Annotated in this window: 10 protein-coding genes; 7 read left to right on the top strand and 3 right to left on the bottom strand. The window is 67.2% G+C overall.

The window, feature by feature from the left end:
- Window positions 1–160: 160 nt before the first annotated feature.
- The 4 genes from FQU96_RS32155 (at window position 161) to FQU96_RS32170 (ending at window position 3,469) form a co-directional block, all read left to right on the top strand.
- Window positions 161–1,354 (top strand): PepSY domain-containing protein, encoded by a 1,194-nt coding sequence (locus FQU96_RS32155; protein ID WP_146545498.1) that lies wholly within the window; start codon window positions 161–163, stop codon window positions 1,352–1,354.
- Entirely contained in the window at window positions 1,351–1,551 is a 201-nt protein-coding gene (locus FQU96_RS32160) for a hypothetical protein (RefSeq protein ID WP_146545483.1), read from the top strand. Before FQU96_RS32155 ends, FQU96_RS32160 begins: the two co-directional genes overlap by 4 nt.
- Before the next feature lie 138 nt (window positions 1,552–1,689).
- A complete protein-coding gene (locus FQU96_RS32165; protein ID WP_146545484.1) occupies window positions 1,690–2,577 on the top strand; it encodes a DMT family transporter in 888 nt (295 codons plus the stop codon).
- Window positions 2,570–3,469, top strand: a complete 900-nt coding sequence (locus FQU96_RS32170; protein ID WP_146545485.1) for a DMT family transporter — start codon at window positions 2,570–2,572, stop codon at window positions 3,467–3,469. The genes FQU96_RS32165 and FQU96_RS32170 overlap by 8 nt, the downstream gene beginning before the upstream one ends.
- A 3-nt stretch (window positions 3,470–3,472) precedes the next feature.
- On the opposite strand, the gene FQU96_RS32175 is transcribed toward FQU96_RS32170, so the two are convergent.
- From FQU96_RS32175 to FQU96_RS32185, 3 genes are all read right to left on the bottom strand, one after another.
- A complete protein-coding gene (locus FQU96_RS32175) occupies window positions 3,473–3,886 on the bottom strand; it encodes a hypothetical protein (protein ID WP_146545486.1) in 414 nt (137 codons plus the stop codon).
- An 83-nt stretch (window positions 3,887–3,969) separates the two neighbouring features.
- Window positions 3,970–4,731 (bottom strand): hypothetical protein, encoded by a 762-nt coding sequence (locus FQU96_RS32180; RefSeq protein ID WP_146545487.1) that lies wholly within the window; start codon window positions 4,729–4,731, stop codon window positions 3,970–3,972.
- Window positions 4,732–4,828: 97 nt separating this feature from the next.
- Complete coding sequence (locus FQU96_RS32185; RefSeq protein WP_370461570.1) at window positions 4,829–7,531, bottom strand: AAA family ATPase; 2,703 nt, start codon at window positions 7,529–7,531, stop codon at window positions 4,829–4,831.
- 115 nt (window positions 7,532–7,646) lie between these two features.
- On the opposite strand from FQU96_RS32185, the gene FQU96_RS32190 reads away from it, so the two are divergent.
- The 3 genes from FQU96_RS32190 (at window position 7,647) to FQU96_RS32200 (ending at window position 12,511) form a co-directional block, all read left to right on the top strand.
- A complete protein-coding gene (locus FQU96_RS32190) occupies window positions 7,647–8,870 on the top strand; it encodes a CaiB/BaiF CoA-transferase family protein (RefSeq protein WP_178130831.1) in 1,224 nt (407 codons plus the stop codon).
- A gap of 107 nt (window positions 8,871–8,977) precedes the next feature.
- Window positions 8,978–10,471: an MFS transporter gene (locus FQU96_RS32195; protein WP_146545490.1), complete on the top strand. Its 1,494-nt coding sequence runs from the start codon at window positions 8,978–8,980 to the stop codon at window positions 10,469–10,471.
- 90 nt (window positions 10,472–10,561) lie between these two features.
- The gene (locus FQU96_RS32200) at window positions 10,562–12,511 is read left to right on the top strand and encodes an ABC transporter substrate-binding protein (protein WP_178130832.1); all 1,950 of its coding nucleotides are present in this window, start codon (window positions 10,562–10,564) and stop codon (window positions 12,509–12,511) included.
- The last annotated feature ends 293 nt before the right edge of the window (window positions 12,512–12,804 follow it).

Consider the following 12,804-nt stretch of genomic DNA (forward strand, 5'->3'; position numbering starts at 1 on the left):
TCTCCTACGCCATTCGCACTGCCACGCCGCGACTGGCGTGGACCCTGCGCTCTAGCGACATCGCTGCGCAAATGCAACTGACTTGCATTCTTGATTGTCAGTTGCCAGCCGGCTATTGCAGGGCGATGTCCGCCCCTGCCGACAGCGAGGCCCGCCTATGATGACCGCCAGGACCATCCGGATCTGGTCGGCGACGCACAAATGGACCAGCCTGATCTGCACGGCGTTCATGCTGTTGCTGTGCCTGACCGGCTTGCCGCTGATTTTCCACCACGAGCTCGACCACCTGCTCGGCAACGAGGTCGAACCGCCGGAGATGGCGGCTGGCACGCCGCATGTCAGCCTCGACACGGTCATCGCCGCCGCCAAGGCGCAGCGTCCGGGCGATGTCATTCAGTATGTCGGCTGGGATCCCGATGAGCCCGACATCGTCTTCGTCAGCATGGCCAAGACCGTCGATGCGCCGCCGTCCGAGTTGAAGCCTGTCGTGCTGGACGCGCGCACGGCCAAGGTGCTCAACGAACCCAAGACGCAGGAGGGCTTCATGTACGTGATGTTCACCCTGCACGTTGACCTGTTCGCCGGCCTGCCCGGCAAGCTGTTCCTCGGCGCCATGGGCTTGTTGCTCGTGGTGGCGATCATCTCGGGCGTGGTGCTCTATGCACCGTTCATGCGCAAGCTCACCTTCGGCACGGTGCGCGTGCAGAAATCGCGCCGCCTGAAATGGCTGGATACGCACAACCTGCTGGGCGTCGTCACCCTGGTGTGGGCGCTGGTGGTCGGCTTCACGGGCGTGATCAACACCTGGGCCGACCTGGTGATCCAACTCTGGCGCTACGACCAGCTTGCCACCATGGTGGCGCCCTATCAGGGCAAGCCGCCGGTGGCACCCGACCGCCTGGCCTCGCTCGATCGCGTGGTAGCCACGGCGCGCGAAGCGACCCCTGGCATGACGCCGAGCTTCATCGCCTTTCCCGGCACGCTGTTCTCGAGCGCCCATCATCACATGGTGGCCATGCGCGGCAATGCACCGCTGACCAAGCGCCTGATCCGGCCGGTCCTGGTGGACGGCGAGACCGCGGCCCTGACCGACACCCGCGAGCTGCCCTGGTATCTCACCGCGCTGCTGGTCTCGCAGCCGCTGCATTTCGGCGACTACGGCGGCATGCCGATGAAGATCATCTGGGCGCTGCTCGACATCGTGACCATCATCGTGCTGGGCAGCGGGCTGTATCTGTGGGTCGCGCGCCGCCGCACCAGCGTGGAGGCGCGCCTGGGCGAAACCGTGGAGGAGGACAGGGCGATACCTGACCTGACGCCCGCACCGGTCGCTCTGCGGAGGCCCGCCGAATGAACCGGACATCGAGCCCGCGCGCCGGCAACGGCCTCTGGCGCATTTTCGGCGTCCCTACCCTGTTGGGCGTGATGAGCGCCGTCGGCCTGATCTCGGCCTTGCTGGGCGACGACGTCTGGGATGCGCTCTCCTGGCTCACGCTGGGCATCCCGCTGCTGGTGATCGGCTGGTACGTCGCACGGCCGGTGCGCGGTTGACGGTTGCATGAACTGCAGGCCTCGGCGCCCGTAGACAGTGGCGGCGCGGGACGTATCTGGGCTAGACAGGGGCGTCCGCTCCCTCGCCGCACCCATGTCGTCGCTCGCCCCCACCCCGCATTGCCCTTCGTTCCGGCGATGATGCCGCCGCCATCCTACGCGCTGGGCGTGATCCTGGTCGCCGCCGGAGCGGTGTGCTGGAGCTTCGGCGGGCTGGTGGTGCGGTCCCTGCACGCCAACGCCTGGGAAGTCGTGTTCTGGCGCTCGCTGGTCATGGCGATCACGGTCGGCATCTATCTCGCCATCTGGCGTCGCGAGGCGGCGCTCTACAGCCTGCGCCATGCGCTGGCGCCGATGTTGCTCAGCGGCCTCTGCCTGTCGGGATCGTTCATCGTCTTCATCCTGGCCCTGAAGGTGGCGACCGTAGCCAACGTGCTGGTGGTCACCGCATCGGCGCCGCTGATGGCGGCCCTGCTGGCCCGCGTCGTGCTGCGCGAGCCGGTGCGCTGGAACACCTGGTTGGCGATGCTGGCGGCGCTTTGCGGCGTGGTCCTGATGGTCAACGACTCGTTCACGAGCCACGGCATGGCCGGTTCGCTGCTGGCGGTCGCCTGCGCCGCCTGCTTCGCCACCAACATGGTGGTGCTGCGCACGCGGCCCGACGTCGACATGATGCCCACGGTGGTGCTGGGCGGGCTGATCTCGGCAGCCATCAGCCTGCCGCTGGCGTGGCCCTTCCCGGCGCCATTGCATGAAGTGCCGTCGCTGGCGTTCCTGGGTGTCGTACAGCTGGGCCTCGGCCTGGTGCTGTTCACCCTGGGGATCCGCCACCTGCCGGCAGCCCAGGCCGGGCTGGTGGCACTGCTCGAGACGGTGCTGGGCCCGCTGTGGGTATGGCTCGCCTTCGGCGAGTCGCCGAGCGCGGTCGGCCTGCTCGGCGGCGCCGTCGTGCTGGGCGCACTGATCGCCAACACCTTGCTGGAGAGCCGCGCCATCCTCGCCGCGCCACGGGCACGACGTGCCTGAGCCGCCGGCGCCGGCCCGCATCCGCCCGGCATCCGCAACCCTGGTCGGCATGGGCCTGTGGGTGGCGGCGACGATGTGCGAGACGGTGATGATCGGCTGCGTGCGGATCGTCTCGCAGGACCTGCATTCGCTGCAGGTCCTGTTCCTGCGCATGTTCTGCGGCCTGCTGGTGCTGGCACCCTGGTTCATCCGGCTGGGCGCGTCGGGACTGCGCACGACGGTGTTCCCGCTGCACGCCTTGCGCTCCGGCCTGCAGATCATGGCCATGACGATGTGGTTCGCGTCCGTGCCGCTGGTGATCCTGGCCGATATCGCCGCGCTCAGCTTCCTGGCGCCGCTCTTCGCCACCGCCGGCGCGATGCTGCTGCTGGGCGAACGGGTCGGCTGGCGGCGCGGCCTGGCGCTGGCAGTGGGCTTCGGCGGTGTCCTGGTGATCGTCCGCCCGGGCGACTCGTTCAATATCGGCTGGGGCCTGCTGGTCGGCGCCGCCGCGTGCTGGGCCGGCGCCCTGCTGGTGATCAAGCGCATGGCACGCAGCGAAACGCCGGCCAGCATGACGGCGTGGGTGACCTCGCTGATCACGCCGGTGCTGGCCATTCCGGCCGCCTTCGTATGGCGCGATCCCAGCTGGGCGCAGTGGGGGCTGATGATGGTCGCCGGTTGCGCCGGCACATTCACCCATCTGCTGATGGCCCAGGCCTTCCGCCACGCCGAAGCCTCGGCCGTCCTGCCGATGGATTTCTCGCGCATGATCTGGATCACCCTGCTGGGCTACATGCTGTTCAGCGAGACGCCCACGTGGCATGTGTGGGTGGGCGGTGCGTTGATCTTCGCGGCTGCGACTTACGTCACCTTGCGCGAAGCGCGCCTCGCCCGGTCGACGAAAACGTAATCGTCACCGGCCGCCCCTGACCACACCCTCGCTGAACGCGACGCCGCCCATCATCGACCCGGTGGATCGCAGGGCCATGCTGAACCATCCCGTGACGTCGATCCCGCCGAACGGGGTGGGAAAGCCAAACAGGAAGAAGGCCCGATCGATCGCCGCCGGCGGTTGGCGCGACTCCATGCCAAGATTTACGAAATAGCCCAGGCACGGAAACGCATCGGGACCGAACTCACGTCCGGGCCGCACACGGACGCAGGTATCGCTCTCCGCCCAGCCGGTCGCGCAACACAGGGCATCATTCAGAACGGCATCGTGACCGACACCGACGGAATAGAAGGCGAAGGGCACCACGAGTTTCTGGCCCGTCCCGTCGTGCCGCAGGCTGAGCCTGCCGCCCACGGCAGCGGCGGCCAACAGCAAGGAACCTCCGTGCCGGGCGGCATCGAGCCGCCATGGCGTCCGCTGCCACGGTCCAGCCGCCCGAGGCCCCATGAGCCGCCTCCCTACGTCGCGGGCAGGGCAGCTTCAGGCGATGACGGCGCCTCGCGCCAGAGCGGCGCCACCGTGCTGGCCACCAGCCGAACGAGTTCGCTTTGACGCGACGTGAAGGTCTTGGCGAAGATGTGCTGCAGGTGGGTCTTGGCGGTCGCGCGCGCGATGCTCAGCCGCCGCGCCGCGGCATTGACGCTGTCACCGTCAACGAGGGCTGCCAGGAGCCGGGTTTCCGCCATCGTCAGACCGTAGGCTTGCGCGACGCCCTCCAGGCGTGACCACGGCTGCGCTTCGGGATCCATGACGACCGCCATGGCCGACGCCCTCACCCCCTCGACGTGATCACCTCGGCCCAACGGCACGACGGACAGCAGCAGCGGATGGCGGCCAGGCCGTGGCACCACGGCCTCGGCAACGCGTGGACCATCTTGACCGCACGCCACGGCGTCGCTGATGGCCAGCCGCAATGCCCGGTCGGCATTGAGATCGGCAGCGCGCAGTCGACGGTTGGTCGCCTGCAGGCCATCACCGACCCGGATCAGGCTTTCCGCCGCCGCGTTGGCCAGGGCGATGCAACCCGTATCGTCGATCAGGAAGATCGCCACGGCCAGGTGCGACAGGACAGTGGCCAGCACGCCGCCGACGCCCGCCTTGATTCCCAGCTCCCACAGCACCGCTGGTCGCGGCGGCCCGGCGAAGCGGTCGGTGAAGATCACATTGGCCGGGCCACGCGAAGGCAGGGCACAGACCAGACCATCAAGATTCCGCGCCACCACAGGCTCTCCCCACACGTGCCATCGGGGCGAAATCCTAGGTCGCAGACCATGCTCTCACATCGGGGCGGACACCCAATTTTGAGAGCCTGTTTACCTATTTTTCAGGCGACGGCGCCTCGGCGGACAGCAGCCACGGCTCGCTGCGCAATCGCAACATGACCTCCATCTTGTTGGCTGCGTTGAGCTTTCCGAGCACGGCAGACACGTGGTGCTCGATGGTGCGCTGGGAGCGCACCAGGCGCCGCGCGATTTCGCGATTGCCGACGCCCTGGGCGATCAGGCTGAGGATCTCCAGTTCCCGCCGCGTCAATCCCAGCGGGTGCTGCCGGGCCGTCGAGTAGGGACCGCGCCGGACTTTGGGCAGACTGCCGGCGACGCCCAGGCGGCGCGCCATCCGGCGCGCCAGCATGGCGGCAGGCAGCGCCCCGATCCCCTCGAGCGTCGCGATGGCCTGGATCAGCGCCGCCTCGGCACCGGGTCCAGTCGCGTGCATCTGGGCGAGCGCAGCCTCGTACGGCAGCCCCAGGCGCGACCATTCGGCAGCGGCTGCCAACGGCTCGCCCCGCAGTTCGGTCAGCCGCGGTACCGGCACGTGCGCGATCGACACCGGCAGCGGGTCGGTCATGCCGCTGCGCTGATGCCATACGGCGATTTCGCCCAGCTCCCATGGGTCGAAATTCCCGAGGTCCATGGTCGCGATCTCGGCCACCCGCTCGCGGCAGACGTCGATATCCTCCGCCAACCACGCCGCCTCGATCATCGCGATCCGTACCGGGACAATGTTCTGCGGCTCGCTGGTGGCCAGCGCATCCTGCAGAGCCTGCTCCAGCAGTGCGAGGCCGTCAGGCTCGCCCAGGCGCAGCCGTACCTTGCCCAGCACGGTCAATGCCGGCAGGTGCATCACCAGAGTCAGGCGCTCCAGCCCCACCACGCCGCGCGCGATGGTCTCGGCTTCACGCAGCCGACCCTGTTCCAGGCGAAGCTGCGCCTGGCGGCCGACCAGGTAGTATGTCCAGGAGTCGAGGTCGTGTCGGGTATCGAAGGCAATGCCTTCGGCCAGCAACCGCTCCGCCAGCGCGAAATCCTTGAACAGCACGGCATGCTCGCCCCAGTTGGTATAAGCGCGCGCCGCCTGCTCGTGAAACCCGTGCTCGAGGGCCAGCGACAGGCTCTCCTCCATCAGTTCGCGGCCGCCCGGACGGCCCGAGTTCAGGAGCGCCGTCGCCACCGTGTTCAGCGCATGAACGCGCGTCTCGACGTCGCCGAACCGCTCGGCGAGCGCGATCGCACGCCGACCCCAGTCGATCGCCTCATCGAAACGATCATGCAGCATGTGCAACTGCGCACGCACGGCATAGGCCGTGGCCAGCTCCTGCCCCGGCGGCAGGCTCTCCAATTCGCGCACCGCCTGGTCGGCGTGGGCTCCCGCCTGCTCCGCTTCGCCACGGTACCAGTGCAGCCGCGACAGCCAGCGCACGTTCAACCCGACCTTGTCCATGCGCCCCAGATCACGCCACAGATCGACGGCACGCCGCCGCGCGTCGATCACGGCGTCGTCGATCCTGACCAGTCCGGCCTCGTAGGACCAGTCCTCGTGCAGCTGCGCGGCCTGGCTGTCGGAGGCTTGCGCTGCGTAGCGAAGCGCGGTCGCCAGCTGCGCTGCGGCCTGCTGGTGCGCACCCAGGCGCGCGGCCTGGGCGGCGGCCTGCGGCGCCAGTTCAAGGACGCGTAACCCGTCATCGGCACCGGCGGCGTGATGGACGCGCCGCGCCAGCACGCCGCTCTCACCGGCCGCCGGCGCTTGCGACAGCGCGGCTTCGACCCGGGCGTGCAAGGTCTGCTGGATGGACATGGGCAAGCGTTCGAGCGTCGCCTGTCGTGCCAGCTCGTGACGGAATTTCAGGGCACCCATGTCATCACGCAGCAGCACGCCGCGCGCGACGCACTGATCGACCGCAGCATCGGCCTGCGGTCCCATCAGGGCGCGCACGAGCCAGCGCTCCACGCTGCCCGGCACGATGCTGATCATCTCCAGCAACGCGCGTTCGCTGGCCGTCAGCCGCGACAGCCGCGACCACACGGCGTCCCGGACCGATACCGGCAACGCGCCGGGCGCAACATCGTGACTTGCCAGCAACTCGGTCACGAAGAACGGATTGCCGGCGGTGATGCGATGAAGGTCGGTGTCGGAACGCCCGGCCTGCCGGGCCAGGGTCGCCACGGCTTCGGCGGACAGCGGATGCAGCGTCAGGCGCGTGACCGCCGACGACGGCAAATCGCCCAGCACCTGCGCCAGCGGATGGTCGGCACCAACCTCGTCCGTGCGCAGGGACATCACCAGCATGACACGCAGCAGCGACAGTCGGCGACCGAGGTACTTCACCAGGTCCAATGTCGCGTTGTCGGCCCAATGAACATCCTCGAACACCATCACCATGGTGCCGGAGGCATCCTGCAGGACATTCAACAAGGCCGGAAACAGTTGCCCCGGCGCCGCGGTCTGCCCCAGCAAGGCCGCGACCCGCGGATCGAGCATGTGGGCCATGTCGTGCAGCGGGCCCAAGGGCCGCGGCGTGAACAACGCCTCGCACCCACCCCACAGAACACGACAACCCGCATCGACACGTCGCGCGAACTCGCCCAGCAACGACGTCTTGCCGCCGCCGGCCTCGGCACCCAGCACCGCCACGCCGCCACGCCCGGCAGCCGCGCGACGCGAGATGCTCAACAAAGACTCAAGCGGGTCGTCTCGCTCGATCAACATGGGTGAACTGCCGCACGGCGCCGCGAATCCCATCAACGGTGCGCCTCAAGACACGGTATCTTCGCGCATCCGGGGCCTCAAGCGCGAGAATCGCGGGCGACCTGGACAGGCGTCACAAACACCGGGCGAATCGAGGAGTATGGCTCACATGTTCACGCCACTTGCCGGCAAACGCGTTATCGATCTGACACATGTGCTGGCCGGGCCGTACGTCACGCACATCCTGCGCCAGCTCGGCGCCGACGTGATCAAGATCGAGCGCCCCGGCACCGGCGACGTCATGCGCGCGGGCCGCCCGGGACAGTCGCCGCCCGGCCTGGGGCCGCAGTTCATCGGCCTCAACGCCGGCAAGCGTTCGCTCGCACTCGATATCAAGGATCGCCGCGGCCAGGACATCTTGCGGCGCTTGATCGCCGACGCCGACGTGCTGGTCGAGAACCTGCGCCCCGGCGAGTTGCGCCGTTTGAAGTTCGACTATGACACGCTGTCGGCGACGAACCCGGGACTGGTCTATTGCTCGGTCAGCGGTTGGGGCCAGAGCGGCGCTTTCGCCGATCGCGCCGGCTACGACCAGGCGATCCAGGCGGCCACCGGCGTGATGATGATGCAGGGCGAGCCTGGCGAGCCGCCCCTGAAGGTCGGCTTTCCCGCCATCGATATCGCCACCGGCATGAACGGCGCCTGCGCCGTCCTGTCGGCGCTGCTCGAGCGCCAGCGCACCGGCAAGGGCTGCCGCATCGATGTCGCCATGGCCGATTCGGCCTTGATGCTGATGATCGGCCCGACCGCGACCTGGACGGTGGGCCGCATACCGGGCGAACGTTTCGGCAACCGATCCCTGGCATCCAGTCCCACCTCCGGCGTGTTCGCCACGGCGGACGGCTGGCTTTCGGTGGCGGCCAACACACCCGAGCAAGGCTACCGGGCCCTGGAGATCATCGGGCAGCCGGCCCTGCGGCATGATCCGCGCTTCGCCCTGGCCGGCAGCAAAGGCGGCTTCTTCGTCGTCGCCGACCTCGACGGCGCGCGCGCCGCGTTCGCGGCCGGCCTGCGGCAGGGCACGGCCGACCATTGGGAAACGGCGTTCAACGCCGCGGGTATTGCGTCGGCCAAGATCCGCACGATCGATGGCTATCTCGATGGCGCCTATCGCCAGACGCCGGGCATTCTCCACCGGATCGACGCGCAGCCGGGCTATGACCGGCCCATCGAAACGCCGGGTGCCGGCTTCCGTGTCAATGATGTTGCAGCGGGCGTCGCCGAGCCGGCGCCGCGGCTGGGCGCCGATTCGCGAACTGTTCTGCTTGAATTGGGCCTGTCGCCTGACGAGATTGTGGAGCTGGATCGCGACAAGGTCGTCCAGATGACCTAGTTTCTTGTGCCCAAGTCGATTGCCCTGACGGGATTCTTGGGGATTGCCAAGCGCCCCTCCAGCCCATATCCCTTGCCCAACGACTGAAGGCAGACAGGAAGGCCCACTTGCAAGCTCCTCCTTCCGGGGTGCTGACAACAGCACGCCAGGTGAAGATTCCGTTTGGCCGCCTGGTCGCCTACGCAACGTTGCAGCTACCGTTGGCCATGGCGGCATTGCCTGTCGTTCTCAACGTCCCGAAATTCTATGGCGAGACGCTGGGCCTGTCGCTGGCCTCGCTGGGCCTGTTCCTGCTGGTCACCCGCGTGATCGACGCCCTGCAGGATCCGGTCATCGGCTTCATCAGCGATCGCTTGACGGTGCGCCGCAACGGGCGGCTGCTGCTGGTGGCCCTGATGCTGCCGCTGCTGATCGGTGGTTTCGCGGCACTGTTCTACCCACCGACTGACTCGCTGGGCAAGACCGGCCTGCAGATCTGGCTGCTTGTGGCTCTCGTGGTCGTGCATCTGGGCTACGCCGGTACCTCGATCAGCTACCATGCCCACGGCGCCGAGCTGAGCGACGACTACAACGAGCGAACGCGTGTCACGGTGGCCCGCGAGGTGTTCGGGCTGACCGGCATGACGCTTGCCGTCGTGCTGCCCGCCATCCTCACGTCCACCAACTTCTTCGCCGATACCAAGGTCGTTGCGGAAGAGGCCCGCACGGCGCTGGCTGCTGCCAAGGTGGCCAGCGACCAGGCCGCGGCCGCCATTGCCCAGGCCAAGCTCAGGGCAGCGCAGCACGAGGCCGAAATCAGCGGCTATGCGCTGTTCGGCCTGCTGTTCATCGGCATCGGTATCCTGTCGGCCCTGCCCGCCCTGCTGCGCTCGCCGCCCAGCGTACACGGTGCTGTCGTCCGCAAGGGGCGGCGCTCGATCTTCCATGACTTCGTGGCGCCGCTGAAGAACCCCCTGTTCCGCCGCCTGCTGCTGGTCTTCATCGTCAACGGCTCGGCGCTGGGGATCGCCGTCAGTGTCATGCTGTTCTATGTCGAGCACGTGCTGAAGGGCTCCAAGACGGAAGCCGGCATCGTGCTGCTGACCTACTTCATCGCCGGGGCGGCCAGCGTGCCGATGTGGCTGATCCTGTCGAAGCGCCTCAGCAAGGCGTCGGCCTGGTTCATCGGCATGGCCTTGACGGCGATCGCCATGTCCATCGCGGCCTTCTGCGGCCCCAGTCACCTGTGGCTGTTCGTCCTTGCATCGGCCATCACCGGGCTGGGGCTCGGCGCCGACTATGGCCTGCCGCCCTCGATCCTGGCCGACATCATCAACGCCCAGGAAGGGGCCGATACCAAGGGCGAGACCGGTGCCTATTTCGGGCTCTGGGCGCTGGCCACCAAGCTCGCCACGGCCGTGGGTGCCGCCTTCTCGCTGCCGGTGGCGGCGTGGCTCGGCTTCGATCCCGGCGCCGGTCGATACGACACGACGGCATTGGTGATCGTCTACATCGTGCTGCCGGTCGTGGTGAAAATCATCGCTGCGCTGCTGATCTGGTACATCCGCATCGAGGCGGAGCGCCCCGCCGTTCGCCATGCACTGAGTGCCAAGCACGCCTGAGCCCCCTTTGCCGTCGTTCTTCCGGTCGATAAAGGTCGCAACGGAGCAGCAAGACAGGCACAATTCATCCCCACCGTTCGAGGGATGGACATGGGTGTTCGTGTCAGAGGTCTGACAGCAGCGGGACTGACCCGACGACACGTTCTGGGTGTCGGCGTGGGCTCCGCGCTGTCGGCTCTGGCAGCACCGGCCACAGCCAACCCGCCGGCGGTGACGGCAAAAGAGACACCCTTCTGGCTGGAACGCATCAAGGCGGGGTCGCTGCCGCCGATCAAGGAGCGGTTGCCGCGTGAACCGTTCGTCGTCCGTGGTTTTGCCGGCAGCGACGGACCGGGACACTCGGGCGGGACCATCGTGACCCTGGGTGCCGAGCGCGACACGCGCCTGATGTCGCTTTATGGCTACGCCCGCATCATCGCCTTCGAACCCGACCTCAGCCTGCGGCCCGATCTCCTCGCATCGTTCACGGTCGAGGAAGGCCGGCGCTTCACATTCCGGCTGCGTGCCGGCCATCGCTGGTCGGACGGCCACCCCTTCACGGCGGAGGATATCCGTTATTGGTGGGAGGACGTCGCCAACAACCGCGAGCTGAACCCCAACGGCCCGCCGGGCGAGATGCTGATCGACGACCTGCCGCCGGTTTTCGAGGTTCTCGACCCGCAGACCGTGCGGTTCACCTGGAAGGCGCCCAATCCGTACTTCCTCGAAGCGCAGGCGCGTGCGCTACCGCTGTTCATCTATCGCCCTGCCCACTACCTGAAGCAATTCCACGCCAAGTATGCCGACCCGCAGGCGCTCGCCGAGGTGATCAAGCAGACGCGCTCGCGCGAGTGGCCGCGCCTGCATAATCGGCTGGATCAGATGTATGTCAGCGACAACCCCGACCTGCCGACGCTGATGCCGTGGTTGCCCAGGACCAAGCCGCCATCGACCCGCCTGGTCTTCGAGCGCAACCCCTTCTATCACCGTATCGACGCCAATGGCGTGCAACTGCCCTATCTCGACCAGGTCGTACTGAACGTGGTGTCGCCGACGGTGATCCCGCTCAAGGCCGGCAGCGGCGAAAGCGACCTGCAGGCGCGCTACCTGAAGTTCGACGACTTCACGTACCTCAAGAGCTATACCAAGGTCTTCCCGTTCGAGGTCTATCTCTGGGAAACCGGCAACGGATCGGAGCTGGCGCTCTATCCCAACTTCAACCACGCCGATCCGGTGTTGCGCGGGCTGTTCCGCGATGCGCGCTTCCGTCGGGCGCTGTCGTTCGCGACCGACCGCGAGGAGATCAACGAAGCGGTGTTCCTCGGCCTGGCGCGGCCGGGCAACAACACCATCCGGCCCGGATCACCGCTGTTCCAGCCCGAGTACCGCGAACGCAATACGCAGTTCGACCTGAAGCTGGCCAACCAGCTGCTCGACGAGCTCGGGCTGACGAAGCGCAACGCCGAGAATACCCGGCTGCTGGAGGATGGCAGACCGTTGCTGCTGGTCGCCGAAACGTCCGGCGAATCAAAGGAACAGGCCGACATCCTGATGCTGATGCAGACCACCTGGCGCAAGGCCGGCATCAAGCTGCTGATCAGGCCGCAAACCCGCGATCTGCTGCGCCAGCGCGTTGCCGCCGGCCAGACCATGATCGCCGTCTGGTACGGCTTTGAAAACGCCCTGCCGACCGCAGCGTCGAGTCCGCGCGAATATGCGCCCGGTACGTTGGGCGACCTGCAGTGGCCGAAATGGGGGCTGTATCGCGAGACCAAGGGCAAAGCCGGCGAACCCTGCGACATGCCGGAGATCCAACGCCTGATCGAGCTGGTCGACAAATGGGAGAAGACGGTCGACGCTGAGGATCAGGCCGAGATCTGGCGCGAGATCCTGACCGCGCATATCGAGCAGCAATATACGATCGGCATCATATCGGGATCCCTTCAGCCGGTCGTGGTCAGCAAGAAGCTGCGCAACGTGCCGAAGCACGGCATCTATAGCTGGCACCCCGGTGCCTTCTTCGGGATGTACCGCCCCGACACGTTCTGGCTGCAGCGGTAGTAAGATCGCCCGCCCCGCGAGATGCCAACGGACGGAACGGCAAGAAGGTTAACCCACGACCGCACAGAGACACAGCGCAGCCTTTGGCATTCCCTCCCCCAACGAATCGTTGGGGGAGGTGCCCGAAGGGCGGAGGGGGATGCCACGTGGTCCTGAAAACTGAGATCACGTTGCCGCAGCGACGTAACGCGGTCTTGGTGACTGACACCACGTCGGCTCCCCCTCCGGCCTTAGTGCGACCGCAGCACATGGGTAACAGATTGTACTCAGCACATGGGTGACAGTTTTCTCGC

The organism is Reyranella sp. CPCC 100927 (genome assembly GCF_007859315.1).
GTDB lineage: Bacteria > Pseudomonadota > Alphaproteobacteria > Reyranellales > Reyranellaceae > Vineibacter.

Bases quoted from the DNA above. Each gene is read 5' to 3' on its own strand.
- FQU96_RS32155 (WP_146545498.1), top strand. From the start codon at position 161: ATGACCGCCAGGACCATCCGGATCTGGTCGGCGACGCACAAATGGACC.
- FQU96_RS32160 (WP_146545483.1), top strand. From the start codon at position 1,351: ATGAACCGGACATCGAGCCCGCGCGCCGGCAACGGCCTCTGGCGCATT.
- FQU96_RS32165 (WP_146545484.1), top strand. From the start codon at position 1,690: ATGATGCCGCCGCCATCCTACGCGCTGGGCGTGATCCTGGTCGCCGCC.
- FQU96_RS32185 (WP_370461570.1), bottom strand. From the start codon at position 7,531: ATGGGATTCGCGGCGCCGTGCGGCAGTTCACCCATGTTGATCGAGCGA.
- FQU96_RS32190 (WP_178130831.1), top strand. From the start codon at position 7,647: ATGTTCACGCCACTTGCCGGCAAACGCGTTATCGATCTGACACATGTG.
- FQU96_RS32200 (WP_178130832.1), top strand. From the start codon at position 10,562: ATGGGTGTTCGTGTCAGAGGTCTGACAGCAGCGGGACTGACCCGACGA.